Source organism: Sphingomonas hengshuiensis (genome assembly GCF_000935025.1).
In the GTDB taxonomy this organism is placed as follows: domain Bacteria; phylum Pseudomonadota; class Alphaproteobacteria; order Sphingomonadales; family Sphingomonadaceae; genus Sphingomonas; species Sphingomonas hengshuiensis.
Genome location: NZ_CP010836.1, coordinates 785,988 through 806,921 on the forward strand (window position 1 = coordinate 785,988; position 20,934 = coordinate 806,921).

Here is a 20,934-nt window from a genome sequence, read left to right on the forward strand (position 1 = left end):
TCCGGCCCGAATGTCATGTTGCAGGTGCGAAATGATCAAATCCAGTTCAATTTTTCGGGTAGCGCGTTCGAAAAAAGGCAACACCTAGCCGACATGCGGTGCAGGCTCGTCGCGCATTGCCAGCGCAAGATGCTGAAGAAGCAGCGAAGCGACGGTCGAAAGCTGCCGTCCCGATGCGCTGATCACCGACAGCACGGATAGCGGTATCCTGCCGCCGGTCAGGGGCACGAAATGGAGCAGGCCCTGTTCGGCCTCGGCGACGATGTCGATTGGCGTGAGCAGCCCGACGCCCATTCCGCCGAGTACCAGCGCCTTGATCAGCTCGACGCTGTTGACGCTGGCGGCGAAGCGCGGGCTGCCGCCGACATTCGCCGCCCAGGCGCGATCGAGCACGGCACGAAGAGAATGGCCTTCGTCGGGACCGACCAGCGAATATTCGGCGCATTCGTCGAGCGTGATTTCGGACCGTCCCGCAAGGGGATGCCCCGCGGGCACCACCGCCCCGACCTGATAGATCAGCGCCCGCTCGACGCGCAGCTCGTGCCGCTCGGGCGGATTGAAGGTGAGGCCGATATCGACCTCGCCGCGCAACACCATGTCCACCACCGCCTGTGACCCGGCGATGTGGAGGCGATAGACGATGCCCGGATAGCGGCTGCCGAAGCTGAGCAGGTTGCGGGTGACGAGTTCGCCGCTGCCCTCCGCCAGGGCGATGGTGACCTCGCCGCGGCGCAACCCGCGCAGTTCGTCGATCCGCACCTCCAGGTTGCGCAGGTCGCGCCGCCAGCGCCGCACCACGCCGATCATCAATTCGCCGGCGGCGGTCAGCCGCAGCCCCTGCGACGTGCGATCGAACAGCGCGACGCCCAGTTTCTCCTCCATCCGCAGGATCTGGCGATCGACCGCGGAAGGTGCGATGTTCAAATATTCGGAAGCCCGGCGGATCGATCCGCGCTTGGCGACTTCGTCGAAATAGAGCGTGAAGCGCGAGAGCATCCGGTGGGTATAGCCGCGATTCCGGAGTCACACGAGCGGATGATCGGCCGGCGGTAGCGCGCCTATAGCTCCTTGAGTTCGCTCACGAATTCATAGCGGTCGCCGCGATAGACCGAGCGTGTGAACTCGACGATCCGGCCGTCGGGGATGCGCGTGACGCGTTCGATGCGCAGCACTTCGGAGTTCTGCTTGACGTTGAGGATGCCTGCCTCGGTCGCCGTCGCCAGCGAGGCGCGCACCCGCTGCGTGCCCGAACTGGGGCGGAAGCCATGATGGTCCAGAGCGTGGTAGAGCGAATCCCCCAAAGCATCGAGATCCGGCAGAAAGGTCGCCGGGATCACCGCGTGCTCGATCGCCAGCGGCTCTCCGCCCGCAAGGCGCACGCGGCCCAGGCGCGCGACACGCGATGCAGGCGAAACATCGAGCGCGTGGGCCTCTTCTTCGGTGGGCTGGGCGTACGAGCGATAGATCCAGACGACGCCGGGAGATTCACCCCGTTGCCGGGTTTCGTCGCTGAAGCTGCTGAGCTTGCCGCCGGAAGCCTCGATGCGCCGGGCAACGAACGTGCCGGAGCCCTGGCGACGCACCACCACGCCTTCCTCGATCAACTGCTCGATGCCCTTGCGCACCGTCACGCGCGAGAGGCCCGCCATCTCGCTGAGATCGCGCTCGGAAGGAAGCGCGCTGCCCGGACCGATGCCGCCGCTGCTGATATGCTCGCGCAGGGAGCGCGCGAGTTGCAGGTAGAGCGGTGTACCCTCGTCGCTTCGCGTCCAGGCAATGTCCCGTATCACAGCTCAGCTTGGCCTTTCAGCATCATCAGGGCCTTGCGCAGATCGCCACCACAGGCACGCAGCAACGCTTCCCCTTCCGCGACGGGGCGATCGAGCGCGACGAGCACGCCCAACCGGATTTCGTTGCCCGCCGCTTCCAGAGCGCGCGCCGCCGTATCGGCATCCACTCCGGCGATATCCTGAACCATGCCGCGCCCGCGCTGCAAGAGCTTAGCGTTGGATATCCGCATCGCCACCATGCGCCCTTCATACACGCGTCCCAACCGGATCATGATCGCGGTGGAGAGCAGGTTGAGCATGGCCTTCTGCGCCGTCCCCGCCTTCATGCGGGTGGACCCGGCGACGATCTCGCCACCGGTGACTGCGCAGAGCGGATATTCGCTGGCGTCCAGCAGCGCCGACCCGGCATTGTTGGCGATGCCCACCGTCAGCGCGCCCGCGCGACGCGCCTGTTCGATCGCGGCCAGCGTATAGGGTGTGCGGCCGCTGGCGGCCACGCCGATCACCACGTCATTCGGGCCGGCCCCCGCCGCGACGATATCGGCGCGCCCTGCATCGGCATCGTCCTCGGCGCCTTCCTGCGCCTCGCTCAGCGCGTCGCTGCCCCCCGCCATCAGGAACACCATGCGCTCCATCGGCCAGCCATAGGTCGGGTGCAACTCGGTGCCGTCCTGCACGGCGAGGCGGCCCGACGTCCCCGCGCCGACGAAGATCAGGCGTCCGCAATCTTCAAGGCGCGCGGCAGCAGCCTCGGCGGCCAGGCCGATCGCCTGAGTCTGCGATTGAATAGCGGCGACGGCGGCCATCTGCCCTTCCAGCATGGCTTCGACGGCAAGCGTCGTGGGCCAGAGGTCGAGTTCTCGGTAACGGGGATCGAACGCTTCGGTCTTCATGAGATACCTTGGATTAAGTTTCGTTCGTTGCCAGTGGCTTACTGGATCCGGCCGGTAGGACGCAGACGATGAAGGCCACCAGCGTGGCAATGCAAAGCTGAAACGGAAACGACAGGCCGCTGAGCACTCCCGGCAGTCCGATGACATGGGCGATAGCAGGCTGAAGAAACAGCACCGTGACGAAGCCCACGATGAGCGACGCGATCACCGAGCCGGTCGTCCCGCGCGTAGTGAACAGCGCAGTGAAGTAGACGCCGAGCAGGCCCGCATAGGTAAATACCATCACCTGCAGCGCGAACTCCAACAGCCCCATGTCGGTATAACGCTGCCAGTAGAACGAGACGACAGCCATCACGAACATCGCGAAACCGATCACGACCATCCCGGCGCGCCCGGCCTGCACATAATGATGCTCGGGCGGGCTGATGCGCTTTTCCTTCCACGGGCGATAAAAGTCCTGCACCAGCACCGAGGACATGGCGTTGAGCGCGGAATTGGTCGTGGCCACCGCTGCCGCGCAGATGCCGATCGTAACGAGGCCGCGCAGGCCGCCTGGTAGCTGCGTCAGAATGTAATGCATGAAGATGCTGATCTTCTCGCCGCCGAACTGCGTGCTGGCCGACGCGGTGGCGCCGCCCATCAGGTCCGGCCTGTCGTAGAGGATGTATAGCAGCAGGCCGATGACAATGAACATGCCCACGGTCGGGACCGTGGCCAGCACCGAGAGATAGAGGCTCTTCGCCCCGGTCTTCGCGTCCTTGCACGACAGCAGGCGCTGCGTGGTGTCCTGATCCATTCCGGAATTGGCGATGTAGAGCAGCGAGAGCCCGGTCACGATCGCCAGCATCGAGAACGGGCGCGACGGATCCATCGAGAAGTCGAACAGCTTGAGCTTATTGACGCCTTCCGGCGTGTGCATCAGCCCCTGCACGATCTCGGAATTCGAGGCCGGGATAGACAGGCGCAGGAACACCAGCACCGCGATGGCCGAGCCGAGATAGACCACGAACTGGATGAGATCATTCCACAGCACCGACTTGAGGCCACCGACGAACGTGAACAACACGCTCGCCACGATCAGCACAAGGGCGGCGATCATGATGCCCTGTGCATCGACAGTACCGGTGATCACCATCGCCAGCGCGATCGCCGCGAGATAGACGCGCGCGCCGCCCGCGAAGACCCGTCCGACGAGGAACGTGCCACCCGCCCAGCGCGTCGCCTTCTGGGAGAAGCGTATAGTGAGCAGTTCATAGGCGGTAGTGGCCTTGATCGCGTAGAAGCGCGGGATCATGACGTGCGCCACGAAGATCGCGCCGATGAGACCGCCGATGTTGCCGGCCAGATAGGTGAGGTCGCCGTGATAGCCATAGTCCGGCCCGCCCAGGAACGTTGCCGCCGACTGGGTGGCCGACAGCACCGAGATCGCGGCGAGCCAGGCGGGCACGCTGCCGCCGGCAAGGAAATAGTCATGCGCCGAGGCGGTCTTGCGCGGCGTGAATATCCACCCGCCCGCGACGAGCAGCACGAGATAGGCGGCGATCACCAGCCAGTCCGCCATGGAAAAGGGCAGCGTCATCGCGATAGTCTCCGAATGGGGTGACGCCGGGCCATGAGGGCCGCTCCCGAAGAAACGGCAGGCGCCCGGCCAGAGGATCGCTGGCCGGGCGCCCCGTCAGGGAAGCTCCTCAGATTCGCGCGGTAAGCGAGAAGCCGAACGTGCGCCCGAGGATTTCATACGTGTCGGGGAAGGTGTTGAACACGCCGCCGGTGGATACGTAGGGGGGGTCTTTGTCGAAGAGGTTGTAGATTCCTGCGGTCACCGCGATGCCGTCCGCGAGTTCATGCGAGGCGGACAGATCGAAGGTATTCTGCGCCGCGATGGTCTCGGTCGAGCCGGAGGCGCTCGATTTCACCTTGCCGATGCGCTGCCAGTCGAACTGAATCGTGCTGCGACCGAACGACAGGCCGACGCCCGCGGTGTGGCGATAGTCGGGCTGCACCAGCGTGGTGCCGTCGCTCGAGCAGGTGGCGCCGAACGTGCCCTTGCACTGGATCGGGGCGACGGTGGGGTTCGCCTGGATCGTGTAGGACGTAACGATGTTGCCCTGGTAGCTGAAGCGCACGCCCATGCCGCCCAACCATTCCGGACGCGCGGTGTAGCTCGCCGAGATGTCGAGGCCGCGCTGCACGATGCTGCCGAGGTTCTGATTGTTGACATAGGCGTCCTTGAAGCTGCCGTCCGCGTTGCGCGTCACCAGCTGGCACAGCGGATTGCTGGCAGAAGGGTTGGTGATGTAGCAGCTCGTGATCGCCGCGATCGGCTGGATCACGCCGACAGCGCCCTCGAGGTTCATCTCGTACCAGTCGAGCGTGACGTTCAGGCCCGGCAGGAAGGTCGGCGTCAACACCGCGCCCACGGTCTTGGTCTTGCCGGTTTCCGGCTGCAGGTCGGGGTTGCCGCCGTAATAATAGTTGCCGGTGAGGTAGCTGGCCGCGGTCGAATTGGCCGAACCCGCCGCCGGGGCGCCGAACCGCGCGCACTGCGCCGCATTGCCGGTACCCAGCACGCACGGGTCGCCGCCATAGCGGGGCTTGAGGCGGTCCACGGTCACCAGGCTGCTGAACGGCAGCGACGAGACGCCGCCGGCGAATTCGCCGAAATTGGGCGTGCGCAGCACGCGCTGGAAAGTGCCGCGCAGCCGCAGGTTACGGTCGACCTTCCAGTTCGCCTCCATCTTCCACGTTCCATGGGTGCCCCACAGATCATATTTGGACAGACGATAGGCGCCGCCCAGGTCCAGCTTCTGGATCAGCGGCAGGTCATGCAGTACGGGGACCAGGACTTCGCCGTAGAGCTCGGCCACGTCGAATTCGCCCTTGTAGGCGGCCTGCACGCCTTCCTTGTAGGTATTGCCGGTCAGCAGCGCGCTGTCCTGGCCGATGCTGGCGGTCTCGCGGCGATACTCGACACCGACCGCGAAGCCGATCGGGCCGGCGGGCAGCGAGAACAGTTCCTCTGACGTACCGCTGAGCGTGGCGGCAGTGACGAACTGGTCGCGCTTGCGGTGAAAGCTGGAGATGTCGCTGGTCAGGCCCTTGGTCAGGCCGGCGCTGGAGAAGATGTCGCCCATCGAGGCGAGCGTGGCGAAATTGTTGGCGCCCGTCGCGCTGGCGACGAGGCCGTCGCCGGTGATCCGGGTGCTCTCGTCCGAGCGGCCATATTGGGCGTAGACATTCCAGTTGATCGCGCCGGTAACGGCCCCCCGGAGGCCGGTCTGGACCTGGTAGGTGTCGCGTTCGGTGTGATACATGATGATTTCGTCGAGCGAGCGCGCCACGTTCACCTGGGCCGCACCGTTCACGAACGTCAGCTGGTTGCGAATGTCGTTGGTCAGATACGGATTGCTCGCGCTGACCGAGACGGTGCGGTTGAGTGCGACCGGCGTGGCGCCGACGGTGCCGGTCTCGGTGGTGCGCGAGTTGTTGAACATCGCGCGGCCATAGACCTCGATGGCGGGCGACAGCTCGTATTTGAACAGCGCGGCGGCGTTGATGCGCTTGAGGCCCGACACCAGCGGATAGCTGCTGCTGATGTTCGACGTGGCGGTCGGTGACGTGGTGAACGCCCCGCTGTCCGTGAATCCGAAGCTTTTGCCGCTCACCACGTCGGTATAGACGCCGCCGGTGCTCGGGATCGTCGATTTCGGCGTCGTCGCCCAGTCGCGCTGGCCGGCGCGGATCATGTCGCGCTGGGTATAGTCGAGCGCGACTACGATATGACCGCCGTCACGCAGCCCGGTGCCGACCATGACCGAACCGCCATATTGCGCGCCGCCATGCTCCGACAGGCGTGCCGCCGTGGAACCACGCACGCCCTCGAAATCGTCGTTGAGGATGAAGTTGACGACACCCGCGACCGCATCGGCGCCGTAAACGGCGGCCGCACCGCCGGTCAGCACGTCGACCCGCTTGATGAGCGAGGCGGGGATCGCGTTGACGTCGATCGAGTTGCGGAAGCCGAACGGGGTGCCGCGCGTGCCGTCGATCAGCACCAGCGTGCGGCTCTGGCCGAAATTGCGGAGTTCGAGCACCTGCGCGCCGAACGCGTCGCTGCCCTGCGAACCCTGGCGCACACCGCCGGAAAGCTGGGGAAGCTTGGTCGAGAAGTCCTCTACGGTCAGTGCCGCCTGCAGCTTGATCTGGTCTTCCGACGTGGAGGCGATCGGGCTGCTGGAGGTGTTGCCCGGAATCGTGATGCGGGTGCCGGTGACGACGATGTCGTCGCCCGTCGCAGTGGCGCCGTCATTCTCCGACGGCGGTGCCGACTGGGCAAACGCGGGCGCACTGGCGAGTGCGAATGCGAGCGCAGCCACGCCCACGGCATTCCTACTGAACTTAACCATCGGCCTTCCCTTCATCTTCTTGGACTTCCCTGAATCCAGCCGCCGTACGACTTACCTCAGCGCGACCCGAAGGATTCGGCGGCATCTTGCTGGACTGTCCATTCTGACCATAGCCGTCACAAAATGTAAATACCGGTATCTTATTGGTCTTGTAACAACCAAGAACCGTTGCGCGGGCGCCACAGCGTCCCGCCGGTCAGGGGCTGCGGCACGCCCGTAGTGCCGGGATAGGTCAGCGGCAGCCCCCGTAGCGACCGCGCGGCGAGGAAGGCCATCGCCTCGGCCTCGACGAAGTCGCTCCGCAGGCCGAAGTCATCGGCGCTCCGGCATTCGCCCAGCCGATCGCGCAGCGCCTGCATCAGCACCGGGTTGTGACATCCGCCGCCACATATCACCCAGAGCCGGGGCGCCTCCGGCAGGCCCGCCGCCGCCAGCGCCACCGAATCCGCCGTGAACGCCGTCAGCGTGGCCGCGGCATCCTCCAGCGAGCAGGCGTCGGCCCAATCCAGCGGAAAATCGTAGCGATCCAGCGAGCGCGGGCCTTCTCCGCGGAAATGCGCATGCGAAAGCAGGTGCGCCAGCACCGCCGCGTCCGCGCGGCCCGCCGCCGCGAAGCGCCCGCCATCGTCGTAGCGGCCAGCCCCGCGCGACTGCACGACCTGGTCGATCAGTCCATTTGCGGGGCCGGTATCGAAGGCGATCAGCGCGCCATCCGAGCCGATGAAGGTCAGGTTCGCGACCCCGCCAAGGTTCAGGAACGCCACTGGAGCGCCCAACCCCAGTTTCGACGCGAGGGCCGCGTGATAGGCGGGAACCAGCGGTGCGCCCTGGCCACCCGCCGCCAGATCGTCCTGCCGCATGCCGGCGACGACCGCGATGCCCAGCGCATCCGCGAGCGCCTGCGCATCGCCGACCTGCACCGACAGTCGCTGTTCGGGCCGATGCAACACCGTCTGTCCATGGAAGCCGATAAGTTCCGGTCGCCGCCCGGCCTGGGCGATGACCGCTTCCGCCGCGCGGAGGTGCGCGGCGTGGACCACTGCTTCGACGGCGCCGAACGATGGACGCGCCGGACCGCGCCCGTTCCAGGCCAGGGCGGCGTCGACGCCGGCCTCGATCACCGCGCGCTCCGAATCGGTGAAGGGCGACAGGAAGCTCGGGCCGAATGCCTCGATCCGCGCGCCGTCCGTCTCGACGAGCGCCGCGTCGACGCCGTCCAGCGACGTCCCGCTCATATATCCAAGCACCAGCATCCGAACCGCCTCCGCCGAGAGGATGCCGAGTTGAGGGCGTGGCATCCTGAATTGAACGCGGCGACGGGTATCACCGGCGCGTGGTTTTACAATACCAATGTAATGCCTATTGTGCAAAAGCTGGCGGATTGGTATCGGTGTCCATCATGACATCCACATTATGCAAGGGCGCCACACAGATGGCGCAGGAGGCGCGCGAGGCGCCTGCGCGCGCGGCTGAACAGCTCCGGCGCAATGCCGGCCTGATGCGCGAGGTGGGGCGCCGCATGCGCGCGCTGTCGCCGCCGTTCGCCGCCACCCTCGCACGCGGCAGTTCGGACCAGGCCGCGGCTTTCGCCAAGTTCCTGTTCGAAATGCACGCGGGCATCCCCACGCTCAGCCACGCGCCTTCGGTCGGATCGCTGTATCACGCCACCTCGCCGCGATTTGACGGCGTGCCGATGATCGCGATCTCGCAGTCCGGCCGCAGCCCGGACCTCATCGCCGCCGCCGAGGATGCGAAGGGGAAGGGCGCGGTAGTGATCGCGCTGGTCAACGACACCGCCTCGCCATTGGCCGAGCTGGCCGAGATCGTCATCCCCGTCCATGCCGGCCCGGAAACCAGCGTAGCGGCGACCAAGAGCTTTGTGTGCACCCTCGTCGCACTGACTCATCTGGTCGCCGAATGGAGCCAGGACGCCGGACTGCTCGCCGCGCTGGAGCGCACCGGCGCGGTGCTCGAAGCGGCGGCGCAGGCCGATTGGACCGGCGCGGTGCCGCTGCTGCGCGACGCGAGCCACATGCTCGTGCTCGGGCGGGGCCCGACATTGCCGATCGCGGGCGAGGCTGCGCTCAAGCTCAAGGAAACCTCCAGCCTTCACGCCGAAGCCTTTTCCAGCGCCGAGGTCGCGCATGGGCCGATGACGCTGGTGGGGCACGGGGACCCGGTGCTGGTACTCGCTCCGCTTGACGCGGCCCGCACCGGCCTGCGCGAACGACTTGAGGACTTTGCCGCGCGCGGCGCGCAGGTGATCGGCGCCGGGCTGCCCGAGGACCTGGCGCCCGCCGCGATGGTGCTTCCCTTCGACGCCTCGGTGCACCCGGTGCTGGGCGCGATCGCCCAGATCCAGAGCTTCTACGCGCTGGCCGAGGCGCTCTCGCTGGCGCGCGGGCGCGATCCGGATAGCCCGCCGCACCTCAACAAGGTAACGCGTACATTATGATGTCCAGCCCTTGCGGACTGACCGCCCTCACCGGCGCCAGCATCGTCTTCGCGAACGAAGTGGCCCATGACAGGGCGCTGGTGCTGGACGGCGCGCGCATCGTGGGCACCGCCGCGCCAGGCGAGCTGCCCGAGGGCTGCACGGTGCGCGACCTCGTCGGCGGCTGGTTGCTGCCGGGCTTCATCGACACACAGGTAAACGGCGGCGGCGACGTGCTGTTCAACGACATGCCGAATGTCGAGGGCATCCGCGCGATTGCCGAGGCGCACCGTCGCTATGGCACCACCGGCCTGTTGCCCACCCTCATCAGCGATTATGCCCCCGTGGTCGAGGCCGCCATCGCGGCAGGCGAGGCGGCGCTGACGGAGGGCGTGCCCGGCGTGCTGGGCATTCATATCGAGGGACCGCACCTCAATCCCGTCAAGAAGGGCATCCACGACGCGGGTCGCTTCAGCACCCTCGACGCGAAGATGATCGCCACGCTGGCGGCGCCGACAAAGGGCCGCCGCATCGTCACCCTCGCTCCCGAACTGGCGCCCCAGGGCGCTGTGCGTGCGATGGCCGAGGCGGGGGTTCTGGTCTGCGCTGGCCATTCGCTGGCCGATTACGACCAGACCCGCGAGGCGCTGGCCGAGGGGCTTTGCGGTTTCACGCACCTGTTCAACGCGATGACGCCGTTGCAGAGCCGCGAGCCCGGCATGGTCGGCGCCGCGCTGGAGGATCGCGCCAGCCTCTTCGGGCTGATCGTGGACGGGCTGCACGTGCATCCCGCGACGCTGCGCGTGGCGCTCCTGGCGCGCGGAATCGAGGGCGCGATGCTGGTGACCGATGCGATGCCCCCGGTCGGCGGGCACCGCGACCGCTTCACCCTGATGGGGCAGGAGATTGTCGTCGCCAACGGCACCTGTCGCGGGCCGGACGGCACGCTTGCCGGGTCGGCGCTGACGATGGCCCAGGCCCTGCGCAACGCGATGGACATGCTGGGCCTCGATATCGTCGCGGCATCGCGCATGGCGAGCGGCAACCCCGCGCGCTTCCTGCGGCTGGAGCAGGAAACCGGCTCGATCGCGCCCGGTTTGCGCGCCGACCTCGTCCATCTCGACGCGGCGTATCACGTCACCGCCACCTGGATCGGCGGCGACCACGCGGAGCACCGCGAATGACGCCCGAACGACTCCCCGAACTGGGCCTTGTCGAAGGCCGTTTCGGGCGCATCTGGGACGAGGCGGAGCGCGGCTATGTCGTGAAGACGCTCGCCAGAGCGGGCTATGGGTTCTACCATTATGGCCCCAAGGCGGACCGCGCGCTGCGGCGGGAATGGCGCACCGCGCACACGCTGCAGCAGAGTGAGATGCTGGCGCGCCTCTCCGCAGAGGTTCGGGCCAGCGGCATGCGTTTCGGCATCGCGCTGACCCCTGTGGGATCGACGCACCCCTTTGACGATGCCGCCCGCGCCGACCTTGCCCGCCGTGTGGCGGACCTCGACGCGATCGGGATCGACGATCTGTGCGTGCTGTTCGACGATCTTCGCGGCGATATGCCCGAACTCGCCGCACGGCAGGCCGATGTGGTGAATTTCTGTGCGCAGGCGACGCGGGCGACGCGGGTCTATGCGTGCCCGACCTATTATTCCGACGACCCGGTGCTCGATCTCGTCTTCGCGCAGCGTCCGGCGGCGTATCTGGGCGAGCTGGGGCGGCGGCTGGATGGCCAGGTGCAGGTCTATTGGACCGGCGAGGAAGTCTGTTCGAAGGCGATCGACGCCGCGCATCTCGAACGCGTCGCCGGCGAACTCGGGCGCCGGGTGTGCCTGTGGGATAACTGGCCGGTAAACGACGGCGCGCGCATGTCGCGCTTCCTGCACCTCCGCGCGTTTACCGGACGCAGCGCCAGGGCGGCGCAGCATCTCACCGGCCATGCGGTGAACCCCGCGATCCAGGCGCATCTGGGCTGTATCCCTGCGCTGACGCTGCCGATGGTCTATCGGTTGGGGGACGGCTATGCCTATGGCGCGGCTTTCGCCGAGGCGGCACGGACGGTGCTCGGCTCGGAATTCGCGACGGCGCTGCAGCAGGATATCGCCGCATTTCAGGACGTGGGACTGGACCGCCTTGGCGTCCGGGCCGACCGGCTGCGAAGCCGCTACGCCCCGATCGACCACCCCGCGGCGCGCGAGATCCTGCGCTGGCTGGATGGCGACGACCTGATGACCGACGACGAGGTGCAGACGCAGTGACGGCGCTTCCTGCCGCCTTGCGCGCCATGCTGCCCGATCACCGCGCCGGCGCTCGCTACCGGACGCGCGGGAGAACCCCCGCATGACCTACTATCTCGGCATCGACGCAGGCGGCAGCAACTGCCGCGCGCGGCTCATCAATGCGGCGGGCGAGGTTATCGGCGAGGGGCGGTCCGGCACCGCCAATGCCCGCATCGGCATCGAGGCGCTGTACGAGACGCTGAAGGAGACCGCTGACCAGGCAGTGGCGCAGGCGGGCCTGAGCGTGGCGCAGCGCGCGACCATCCGCGCCGGCATGGGCATTGCCGGGATCACCCGCCCCGGCGTGTGCGAGGCGCTGGCGGATCTCGACTTCGGCTTCGCCGGCGCGAACTACGCCACAGACGCCCAGATCGCGAACCTCGGCGCGCACGGGGGGCAGGACGGCGCGATCCTCATCATCGGCACCGGCAGCGCCGCGCAGTTGCGCGTGGACGGCCGCGACTTCGCCATCGGCGGCTATGGCTTCCCGATCTCCGACGAGGGCAGCGGCGCGGCGCTCGGGCTGTCGGCGATGCGCCACGCGCTGCGGGCACTTGACGGCCGCAGCCACAACAGCCCGCTCAGTGCCGCCGTCACCGAGCGCTTCGGCCACGATACCGCGCAGGTCATCGCCTGGATGGACCAGGCGACCCCGCGCGACTACGGGACGTTCGCGCCACTCGTGATGCGCTATGCCGAGTCAGGCGACGCCATTGCGCGCTCGATCGTCGAGAACGCCGCCGAGCATATCGAGCGCTTCATCGAGACGATCTTCGAGCGCGGCGCGGCCCGCTGTGCGCTCGTCGGCGGCCTTGCGCCGCGCATGCGCCCGTGGCTGCGCAACCGCACGGTGGAACGGCTGAGCGAGGCGATGGGCGATTCGCTCGAAGGCGCGATCAGGCTGGCCGGCCACGTGCCCCACGACGTCTGAAAACACCTGCGGCGTCCTGAACGGTGCGCGGCGTGGACGGCACGGACTCGGCATCTGCCCGACGGAGATATATTGCTAATATAGCAGTATATAGAGCCTAAATAATCACAGAATGCGCAAATTCGGCCTGTATCGCGGGAGTTTCATTGCTATAAAATGCACATAATGGGTGCAAGGGGAGAGGTGTAATGCCGCGTCTGAACGGTTCCTCACGCAGAGATATGCTGAAGATCACTGCAATTCTGTCGGGCGCCGCGGCCATGCCGCAGGCGCAGGCGCAGGAATCGATTGCGACCGATTTCCGGCGGTACGCGGCAGACATGCGCGAGCCGGATCTTGTCGTCGGGCTCTGGCCGGAGGGCCGAATGCCGGGCGGACCTGTGCCGGACATCCGCGAGACCATCGACGATCAGACCGACAACTCCGGGTTGCGCTATCGCGTCGCCGAGCATGTGACCCGCCCCACTCTCGCCTATTTCGCGCCCGCCAACCCCACCGGCGCTTCGGTGCTGATCCTTCCCGGGGGCGGCTATTCCCGCGTCGGCATCGACCGCGAGGGTTATGAGACCGCCCGCTGGTTCAATGCGCAGGGAGTCGCGGCGTTCATATTGCGGTACCGCCTGCCAGCGGATCGTTGGGGCGGCGGCGCGCTGGTAGCCCTCCAGGATGCGCAGCGGGCGATGCGCCTGATCCGTGCAGGCGGCAAATGGAGCGTCGATCCGAAACGGGTCACCGTGTTGGGAGGATCGGCGGGCGGGCACCTCGCGATCAGCCTTTGCGTCAAGGTCTATGAGCGCACCTATCCCGTGATCGACGCCGTCGATCGGCTGCTTGCCCGGCCCGATGGCGCGATCCTGCTCTATCCCGTGGTGTCGATGGGGGCAGGGGACAGCGCGGCCGTGACCGGATCGAAGCTGGCGCTGCTCGGCGCAAATCCGACGCCGGGCGAAATCGCCGCATGGTCGTTCGACCAGCGCGTGCCCGGGATCACCCCGCCGATCTTTCTGGCGCATGCGGTACACGATCGGGTGGTCCCCGTTGCCCATGCGCTCGCGCTGTTCGGTGCCGTGCGCGGATCGGGTGGGGAGATCGACATGCACCTGTTCGAGGACGGGGCGCACGGCCTTGGGCTGCGCGGCGATCCGGCCTGGCCCATGTCGGACTGGCCAAACCTCGCCCGCCGCTGGCAGGTGCGAAACGGTCTCGCCTAGGCGGGCCGGAGCGTCGAGCGCGGCTGGCTGCGGAGCGCGCCCCAGGCGATCAGCATCGCGAGCGGATGCAGGCATCCCATCAGCAGGAATATCTGCCCATAATTGCCCGTCTGCGCGATTTGGCCGACGAGCTGGGTGGAGAAGATTCCGCCCAGTCCGCTGCCCGCCGCGACGATGCCGAACACCGTCGCGACGACGCGGGTGGGGTAGAGATCGACCACCAGCGTGCTGAGGTTGATCTGGAAGATCAGATGCGCGAACGCCACCAGTGCCGCCAGCGCAAAGGTGATCTCGATCGCAGGCGCGGTGGAGATGAGCATGCCGGCGGGCGCCAGCACCGCAGCGACGATCAGGCCCGCCAGGCGGCTGTTGGGCGGGGTCATGCCGCGTTTGACGAGCTGGCCTGAAAATATTCCGCCAAAGATGCTGCCAAAGTCGGCCGCCAGATAGACGATCCAGGCCGTGGCCGCGATTGCGCCGAGGCTCAGCCCGCGCTGATCGGCCAGATATTTGGGGAACCAGAACAGGTAGAAATACCAGACCGGGTCCGCGAGCATTCTCGAAAGCGCGAATCCCCAGAGCGGTCGTTCGCGCAGGATTGCGCGCCACGGCGTCGGTTCGGCCCGGCTGTCGGCCTTCTCCTTGCGGCGCGGATAGAGGGCGAGCCAGGCGATCAGCCATAGGAAGCCCATCGCGCCGGTCACCATGAACGCCGAGCGCCAGCCATAGCTGAGCGCCAGCCACCCGATCAGCGGCGGGGCGATCGTCGCGCCGACCATCGCACCGGCGGTATAGATGCCGAAGGCGAGCCCCCGTTCGCGCGCCGGGAAATGCTCGGAGATTGCCTTGGGGCCGACAGTGTAATTCCCCGCCTCGCCCAGCCCGAGCATCGCGCGGGCAATCCCAAGTCCCGCGGCGCTGCGTACCAGGCCGGTGGCCATATTGGCGAGCGACCACCAGCCGACGAACAGTGCCAGCGCCATTCGCGTGCCCAACCTGTCGGTCAGCCAGCCCGCGAGCAGATAGGCAATCGTGTAGGCGATCAGGAACAGTTGGACGACATGCGCGTAACCGACGTCGTCCATGCCCAGATCGCGCTGGACCATCGGCGCGAGGATCGACAGCGTCTGCCGGTCGACATAGTTGAGCACGGTCGATGCGAACAGCAGCGCCAGAATCGCCCAGCGCAAAGGGCTCGGCGAGCGAGGCTCGCCGATGGACACGACCGGGTCGGACATTTCAGCCTCCTATTTCGGGCGCAGCCTCGCGCAATGCGGCAACCAGCGGCTCTGTCGCCGCCTCGGGAATCCAGCCGGACAGTGCGATTCCGGCGTGCGCGGGATCGCCGGTCGACACCGCGATGACGTGATGGTCGCGTTCGTCGGCGACGTGGACGCGCGCATATCCCAGCCGTCGCACCTCGGCGAGCTTGGCGAGCAGTTGTTCGATCCCTTCGGGGAACATCGGAATTTCCCGGTCGCGATAGACATCGCGCACTTCGTCGTCGTCGAGTTCAGAGAGCAGGACGACGCCGATTCCGCTGGTGGTGGCGGGAAGCAGGCCGATGCGGCCCAGTCCGCGTGAGGCTTCGATCCCCGGCGGGGCGTGGAACAGATAGCTCACACTGTCTCCCCACAGCACGCCCAAGGCGACCGTGTGGCCGAAACGGCGCAGCCCCTCGAGCACCGGCAGCGCGCGCCGGATCAGCCCCGATGCGAAGAGGCTCTGCGCAGCGAGCACGTGCATGCCCGCGCCGGCGGTATATTTCCGGTTCGCCGTCTGGCGGGCGATGCCGAGATAGGCGAGCGTCTTGAGCAGCCGGTTGATCTTGGTCGGATCGGCATCGAGCCGCCGCGCCAGTTCACGGCAGCCGACCGGCTCCGGTGAGGTTGCCAGCGCCTGGAGCGTGGCGATCCCGTCGATAAGGCTCTGGTTGGGCTGGGCATTGGGTTTAGCGCGCATGGCGCCATCCTATGCACCCGCGCGTGCAGGCCGCCAATCCGCTCACGTCACCAACTCCGCATGGTCCCAGAACCGGGCATTGGGCGCAACGCCCAATCCCGGCGCCGACGGCAGGACATAGCCGCCCTCGCCATGCGCCATGTCGGTGTCGAGCAGCGCCAGATTCCGCTCGAACACCGAATGCTGCCACTCGTGCTTCCACAAGCCGGGGAGGGTCGCCGAGGCCTGGAGGCTGGCGGCAAGGAAGATGCCGGTGCCTATCGTTGCATGCGGCGCCACCGCAACGTGTTTGAGGGCCGCAAGGCGCGCGATCCGGAGGAACTGGGTAATGCCGGTATGGCCCATTTCAGGCTGGATATAGGCCAGCGGCCCCGCAGCGAGGCGGTTGATCGCCTCATATTCGGTGTACCATTCCTCGCCCGCCGCGACCGGTACGGGGCTGGTTGCGGCAAGATGGGCAAGGCCGGCTACGTCTTCGGGCTTGACCGGCGCCTCGACGAAGCCGGGGCGGTAGGGGGCGAGTGCCGCGATAAGTTCGGCTGCCTCGGCGGGGGAGAACTTCCAATGCAGGTCGATCAGGATCTCGGTCGCATCGCCCAGCGCGTCGCGAAGCGCGGCCATCTCGGCGACGATTCCCTCATGGCTGACCACCGCCGCGAATTTGAACGCATCGATCCCGCGCGCCTGCCACTCCTTCGCCAGCGCCACCCGCGCCGCGAGCGTCGCCGCCGGCAATCCGGAGAGGTAGCTCGGGATGATCGCATGCGCCGTCTCCCCGATCAGGTCGCGCACTGGCTTGCCCTCGGCTTTGCCCTTCAAGTCCCACAGCGCAATGTCGATCGCAGCGATCGCATCGACATGGAAGCCGCTCCAGGCCCCGCGCACGCGCATCAACCCGTAGAGCAGGTCCCAGGTCGCCCCGATATCGGTCACCGCCTCGCCGATTAGTACGGGGGCGAGCAGGTCGTTGACGATCTCGCATGTCGCGCGGGGCGCGCAGAGGCCATAGGTTTCGCCCCAGCCGACACTGCCATCCTCCGCGGTGACGCGCACCGCGATCGAGCGGTCGGTGGTCGGATAGAGGGTGCCGTTGCCCGTGCGCACGATATAGCCCCGCGCGTTCACGCGTTCGCCTTTTGCCAGCGGTCCCAGATAGGGTGTTTCGCGCGGAACGGTGACGATGAAGGTGTCGATGGCGGCGATGCGCATGATCAGGCGAGCGCTCCCTGTGGCGCTTCGAGCGGAAGCAAGTCCGCCAGCCGTGCGAGCAACGCGTCCAGTTCGATCCGGTCGTAGCGATCCAGCTCCGGTCCCGGCGCGCGGACATAGGCGCTGTCGATCAACCCGCGGCGCTGGAGCACGGCCTTGGTCAGTCGCCAGCGGAAAATCGCCTGCATGTTGAGAAGGGGGAGAGTGCGTTCGAACAGATCGCGTGCCCTGCCTTCCTCGCCGGCCGCGTGCTCGGCAAGCATATTCACGTGCAGTTCGGTGATTTCGCAGGCCGGCATCGTGCCGCGCGCGCCGCGGGTCAACTCGTCCAGTACGAAGCGCGCACCGGCGCCGCCGAAAACCGCCTCCAGCGAATCGCCCGCCAGTTCGGTGAGGCGCGTGATTCGCTGGCCCGAGGGTGGGGCCTCTTCCTTGACGTATTTGATCCCGGGCTCATGGTGCGCCAGTTCGGCAACCTGCTCGAGCGGCATACCTATGCCCATCGGGGCTGGGGCGTTCTGCAGCATGATCGCGATCCCCGAACCCTCGTGCGCCGCTCTGAAGAAGCGCGCCATCGCGGCCAGGTCGCCGGCAAATGCTTTGGGTGTCAGGATCATCGCGGCGACCGCGCCGGCACGGGTGCCTGCTTCGGCATAGGCGATTGCTTCGTTCGTGTCTCCGGTGCTGCCGCCGACGACGAACGGCACGCGCCCGCCCAGCCATTCGCCGACTCGCGCGGTGAGATGGAGTCGCTCTTCGACGCTCAGCATGTCGTATTCGCTGGCGAGCCCGGGGAACACCACGCCCTGGGCCCCGCTCGCGACGATATAGTCGAGAACCCGGCGCGTGGCGGCTTCGTCCACGGCGCCCGACTGCGTGAAGATTGTCGGTAGGATCGGCATCACGCCGTGCAGTTGGGTCATGGCCCCTCCGGATTAGCATTGTTGCTATATATGTCATACTCTTTGCAGCGGCCTCCGTTGTCAACCGCCGATATCGGGGAAAAATGGCGGAATGACCGTAAAATTGGGTATTGCGAGACTAAAAACGTTGCTTTAGTAGCCACAATACGAACCATAAGGGCGCAAAGCCCGGGTTCGCCAACCGTCGAGTTGCCAAGGGGAGAGGGTATGAAGAATCGCATCGCCCAATATTTGCTGATGTCCACCGCGCTCGCGTCGGCTGGCCTGCTTGCCGCACCCGCTGCGGCGCAGGCCGACTCGGCCATGCCTGCAGCGCAGGAGAGTGATCCCGCGCAGGACCAGCAGGACGACACCGCCATCGTCGTAACCGGCATTCGCCAGAGCCTGGGGGCCGCGCGCGACATCAAGCGTAACGCGGTCCAGTTCGTCGACGCGATCGTCGCCGACGACATCGGCAAGCTGCCCGACCGCAACGTCGCCGAGTCGCTGGCCCGTGTCTCGGGCATCCAGGTCGATCGCGGCATCGCGGAGGGCACCAGCGTTTCGGTGCGGGGCCTTCGACAGAACGTCTATCTGTTCAATGGTCGCGAGATCGTCGACGCAACCGGGCGCGGCGGCGTGGGCCTCGATCAGCTCGGCAGTTCGACCTATGGCATCCTGTCGCTGGTTCCGTCCGAACTGATCGCGCGCCTCGAAGTGACCAAGCTGGCGGGCGCCAACGACATTGCCGGGGCCCTGGGGGGCATCGTCGACATCGAGACGCGCAGGCCATTGGACGGTCCGAGCAGCATCGCCGCGCGCGCCGGAGCCAGTTACGACACGCTGACCGAGAAGCCGAGCTACGAGGTGTTCGGCCTGGTCTCGCAGAAGTTCGCCAACGACACGCTGGGCGTGCTGGCCTCGGGCTCCTATGGTCGCCGCCGCCTGTCGCAGCAGGGGCTGGACACGTTTTCGGGCTATACGCGGTTCACCTCGGGCGGCACGACGCGTTTCGGCCATTCGGACGTCCGTCCAGAAGAGATCTCCGAGACGCGCACCAAGTTCGGCCTGGATGGCGTGATCCAGTGGAAGCCGGCGCCGGGCGTCGAGATCACGCTCGACAGCTTCTATTCCAAGCTGATCTCGGACCGGGAGCGCTACTGGATTTCGTTCAACCCGCAGACCGGCCTGACCAACGCGACCTATTCGCCCAACAATGTGCTGCTTTCGGGTACGTCCACGGCGCCGGTCCTGACCAATAGCGAGTTCGCCTATACAAAGGCCGACACCTGGTCGTCGGCGCTCAACGGCAAGTTCGACGTGACCGACCGGATCAGGGCGAGCGCCGAACTCTCGTACAATCGCTCGACCTCGAGCTATGATCAGAACTATCTCCGTCTCCAGCCGGTGGCCGGGATCACGCCCAGCACGAGCTTTGATTTCACCAAGGGCGAGCTTGGCGCTTATTCGATCAGCGGCATCGACCTGACAGACCCTTCGCAGCTCCGATTGACGATCCTGTTCGATAATCTCTATCGGGCAAAGACCGAGGCGACCGCTGCGCGCACCGACTGGAGCGCCGCACTGGGCGACGGTTTTCTCGACGCGCTGAACGTCGGCGTGCGCTATCAGAGCCTGGATACGCATGTTACGCCGTCGCTGGCCGATATTCGGCCCGCTGGCGGGATCACCGCTTCCAGCCTCTCGCAATATCTGACACTTTATTCGAACCAGGATTTCGCCAAGGGCGATTTCGGAGGGCTGCCCCGCAGCTTCCTGGCTGCGAACGACAGCATCGCTGGCGGATGCGGCGTCTGGACCACGGTCGCGGCGGTCTCTCAGGCGGCTGCCTGCCTCGATCCGACCAGCACCGCCACTGCGCTCGCGGGCACCTATCGGATCAAGGAGAAGTTCACCGAGGGCTATGCCAAGCTCGACTTCAAGGTGGAGGGATCGCTCGATCTCGCCGGCAACATCGGCATACGTTATCTGCATCGCGACATGACGTCGATCGGCAACCTGATCGGTGCCACCGGTGGGGTCACGCCCGCCACCTTCCTGCGCAGCGACGACGAATGGCTGCCCTCGGCCACGGTCAAGATGAACGTTATGGAGGGCCTTATCTTCCGTCTGGGTGCGGCCAAGGTCGTTGCCTTCCCCAACACGGCCGACCTCAACAACGGCGTGACGCTCAACAACACAGCGGTGTTCGTGAACGGCGTGCAGACCACGCCAGGCACCGGCAGCGGCGGCGCGCCGAACCTGAATCCGTTCAAGGCCAACCAGTTCGACGCATCGGTCGAATATTATTTCGGGCGCCAGGCGCTGTTCTCGGTAGGCGCCTTCTACAAGGACGTCTCGACCTTCATCGTTGCGAAGCAGAGTGCCGAGACATTCAACAACGTCAGCTACCTGATCAACCGTAAAATCAACGGCGACGGCGCCAAGGTGAAGGGTGTCGAGGCGCTGCTCCAATTGCCATTCTACTTCCTGCCGGGCGCTCTCGACGGGCTCGGTATCGTCGCCACCTATTCGTACATCGACTCCACGACGCCGATTCGCGACGCGGTGGGCCGGGTGCTCGCCTTTCCCGGCCTGTCGAAGAACAACGCAAATCTGGTCGGCTATTACGAGAAGGGCCCGGTGTCCTTCCGGCTGGCCTATAACTGGCGCGACGACTATCTGGTCAGCCTCTCGGGCGCGAACACCGGCATCTACAATGATGCCTATACCGATCTGTCGGCAACCTTCCGCTATGATCTCTCGCAGAACCTGTCGCTCAATCTCGAGGCGAACAACCTCCTGAACGAACACCAGCGCACCTATGACGGCACCGCCGAGGCGCTGCGGACGAACCTGTTCTTCGGGCGCATGTACAAGGCCAGCGTCAGCGTCAAATTCTGACGCCGGCTAGTGGT

The 20,934-nt window shown here is 66.4% G+C and carries 16 protein-coding genes; 6 read left to right on the top strand and 10 right to left on the bottom strand.

The window, feature by feature from the left end; all coding sequences use genetic code 11:
* Positions 1-84: 84 nt before the first annotated feature.
* The 6 genes from TS85_RS03690 to TS85_RS03715 all read right to left on the bottom strand — a co-directional run bounded on the left by TS85_RS03690 (position 85) and on the right by TS85_RS03715 (position 8,387).
* Positions 85-996 carry a LysR family transcriptional regulator gene (locus tag TS85_RS03690; RefSeq protein ID WP_044330493.1) on the bottom strand — a complete coding sequence of 304 codons (912 nt, stop codon included), beginning with the start codon at positions 994-996 and terminating at the stop codon, positions 85-87.
* A 62-nt stretch (positions 997-1,058) separates the two neighbouring features.
* The gene (locus TS85_RS03695) at positions 1,059-1,787 is read right to left on the bottom strand and encodes a GntR family transcriptional regulator (protein WP_044335773.1); all 729 of its coding nucleotides are present in this window, start codon (positions 1,785-1,787) and stop codon (positions 1,059-1,061) included.
* On the bottom strand, positions 1,787-2,683 hold the full coding sequence (locus tag TS85_RS03700; RefSeq protein ID WP_044330494.1) for an N-acetylmuramic acid 6-phosphate etherase: 897 nt from the start codon (positions 2,681-2,683) through the stop codon (positions 1,787-1,789). Before TS85_RS03700 ends, TS85_RS03695 begins: the two co-directional genes overlap by 1 nt.
* A 13-nt stretch (positions 2,684-2,696) precedes the next feature.
* Positions 2,697-4,262: a sodium:solute symporter gene (locus tag TS85_RS03705; RefSeq protein WP_044330495.1), complete on the bottom strand. Its 1,566-nt coding sequence runs from the start codon at positions 4,260-4,262 to the stop codon at positions 2,697-2,699.
* A gap of 109 nt (positions 4,263-4,371) precedes the next feature.
* Complete coding sequence (locus tag TS85_RS03710; RefSeq protein ID WP_052507712.1) at positions 4,372-7,089, bottom strand: TonB-dependent receptor domain-containing protein; 2,718 nt, start codon at positions 7,087-7,089, stop codon at positions 4,372-4,374.
* A 140-nt stretch (positions 7,090-7,229) separates the two neighbouring features.
* On the bottom strand, positions 7,230-8,387 hold the full coding sequence (locus TS85_RS03715) for an anhydro-N-acetylmuramic acid kinase (protein ID WP_227698652.1): 1,158 nt from the start codon (positions 8,385-8,387) through the stop codon (positions 7,230-7,232).
* A gap of 101 nt (positions 8,388-8,488) precedes the next feature.
* On the opposite strand from TS85_RS03715, the gene TS85_RS03720 reads away from it, so the two are divergent.
* The 5 genes from TS85_RS03720 to TS85_RS03740 all read left to right on the top strand — a co-directional run bounded on the left by TS85_RS03720 (position 8,489) and on the right by TS85_RS03740 (position 13,943).
* Complete coding sequence (locus TS85_RS03720; RefSeq protein WP_044330501.1) at positions 8,489-9,544, top strand: SIS domain-containing protein; 1,056 nt, start codon at positions 8,489-8,491, stop codon at positions 9,542-9,544.
* Positions 9,541-10,707: an N-acetylglucosamine-6-phosphate deacetylase gene (gene nagA / locus TS85_RS03725; protein WP_155006284.1), complete on the top strand. Its 1,167-nt coding sequence runs from the start codon at positions 9,541-9,543 to the stop codon at positions 10,705-10,707. The genes TS85_RS03720 and nagA overlap by 4 nt, the downstream gene beginning before the upstream one ends.
* Complete coding sequence (locus TS85_RS03730) at positions 10,704-11,780, top strand: beta-N-acetylglucosaminidase domain-containing protein (protein ID WP_044330503.1); 1,077 nt, start codon at positions 10,704-10,706, stop codon at positions 11,778-11,780. Before nagA ends, TS85_RS03730 begins: the two co-directional genes overlap by 4 nt.
* Before the next feature lie 82 nt (positions 11,781-11,862).
* Positions 11,863-12,732 (top strand): BadF/BadG/BcrA/BcrD ATPase family protein, encoded by an 870-nt coding sequence (locus TS85_RS03735; protein WP_044330505.1) that lies wholly within the window; start codon positions 11,863-11,865, stop codon positions 12,730-12,732.
* Between the two features lie 221 nt (positions 12,733-12,953).
* Positions 12,954-13,943, top strand: a complete 990-nt coding sequence (locus tag TS85_RS03740; protein ID WP_227698653.1) for an alpha/beta hydrolase — start codon at positions 12,954-12,956, stop codon at positions 13,941-13,943.
* On the opposite strand, the gene TS85_RS03745 is transcribed toward TS85_RS03740, so the two are convergent.
* The 4 genes from TS85_RS03745 to TS85_RS03760 are packed head-to-tail and all read right to left on the bottom strand — an operon-like array spanning position 13,940 to position 18,037.
* Complete coding sequence (locus tag TS85_RS03745) at positions 13,940-15,181, bottom strand: MFS transporter (RefSeq protein WP_044330507.1); 1,242 nt, start codon at positions 15,179-15,181, stop codon at positions 13,940-13,942. The two genes, TS85_RS03740 and TS85_RS03745, sit on opposite strands and share 4 nt — an antisense overlap.
* A gap of 1 nt (position 15,182) precedes the next feature.
* Entirely contained in the window at positions 15,183-15,905 is a 723-nt protein-coding gene (locus TS85_RS03750) for an IclR family transcriptional regulator (protein ID WP_044330508.1), read from the bottom strand.
* A gap of 42 nt (positions 15,906-15,947) precedes the next feature.
* The gene (locus tag TS85_RS03755; RefSeq protein ID WP_044330510.1) at positions 15,948-17,114 is read right to left on the bottom strand and encodes a mandelate racemase/muconate lactonizing enzyme family protein; all 1,167 of its coding nucleotides are present in this window, start codon (positions 17,112-17,114) and stop codon (positions 15,948-15,950) included.
* 2 nt (positions 17,115-17,116) lie between these two features.
* Complete coding sequence (locus tag TS85_RS03760; protein WP_044330512.1) at positions 17,117-18,037, bottom strand: dihydrodipicolinate synthase family protein; 921 nt, start codon at positions 18,035-18,037, stop codon at positions 17,117-17,119.
* Between the two features lie 207 nt (positions 18,038-18,244).
* Between TS85_RS03760 and TS85_RS03765 the strand changes: the two genes are divergently transcribed.
* Positions 18,245-20,920, top strand: coding sequence for a TonB-dependent receptor (locus TS85_RS03765; protein ID WP_044330514.1), 2,676 nt, complete (start codon positions 18,245-18,247; stop codon positions 20,918-20,920).
* Positions 20,921-20,934 lie beyond the last annotated feature (14 nt).

Coding starts and splice junctions, on each gene's coding strand:
- TS85_RS03755 (WP_044330510.1), bottom strand. CDS start 17,114: ATGCGCATCGCCGCCATCGACACCTTCATCGTCACCGTTCCGCGCGAA.
- TS85_RS03700 (WP_044330494.1), bottom strand. CDS start 2,683: ATGAAGACCGAAGCGTTCGATCCCCGTTACCGAGAACTCGACCTCTGG.
- TS85_RS03715 (WP_227698652.1), bottom strand. CDS start 8,387: ATGCCACGCCCTCAACTCGGCATCCTCTCGGCGGAGGCGGTTCGGATG.
- TS85_RS03705 (WP_044330495.1), bottom strand. CDS start 4,262: ATGACGCTGCCCTTTTCCATGGCGGACTGGCTGGTGATCGCCGCCTAT.
- TS85_RS03750 (WP_044330508.1), bottom strand. CDS start 15,905: ATGCGCGCTAAACCCAATGCCCAGCCCAACCAGAGCCTTATCGACGGG.
- TS85_RS03720 (WP_044330501.1), top strand. CDS start 8,489: ATGACATCCACATTATGCAAGGGCGCCACACAGATGGCGCAGGAGGCG.
- TS85_RS03765 (WP_044330514.1), top strand. CDS start 18,245: ATGAAGAATCGCATCGCCCAATATTTGCTGATGTCCACCGCGCTCGCG.
- TS85_RS03730 (WP_044330503.1), top strand. CDS start 10,704: ATGACGCCCGAACGACTCCCCGAACTGGGCCTTGTCGAAGGCCGTTTC.
- nagA (WP_155006284.1), top strand. CDS start 9,541: ATGATGTCCAGCCCTTGCGGACTGACCGCCCTCACCGGCGCCAGCATC.
- TS85_RS03735 (WP_044330505.1), top strand. CDS start 11,863: ATGACCTACTATCTCGGCATCGACGCAGGCGGCAGCAACTGCCGCGCG.
- TS85_RS03745 (WP_044330507.1), bottom strand. CDS start 15,181: ATGTCCGACCCGGTCGTGTCCATCGGCGAGCCTCGCTCGCCGAGCCCT.
- TS85_RS03710 (WP_052507712.1), bottom strand. CDS start 7,089: ATGGTTAAGTTCAGTAGGAATGCCGTGGGCGTGGCTGCGCTCGCATTC.
- TS85_RS03760 (WP_044330512.1), bottom strand. CDS start 18,037: ATGACCCAACTGCACGGCGTGATGCCGATCCTACCGACAATCTTCACG.
- TS85_RS03690 (WP_044330493.1), bottom strand. CDS start 996: ATGCTCTCGCGCTTCACGCTCTATTTCGACGAAGTCGCCAAGCGCGGA.
- TS85_RS03740 (WP_227698653.1), top strand. CDS start 12,954: ATGCTGAAGATCACTGCAATTCTGTCGGGCGCCGCGGCCATGCCGCAG.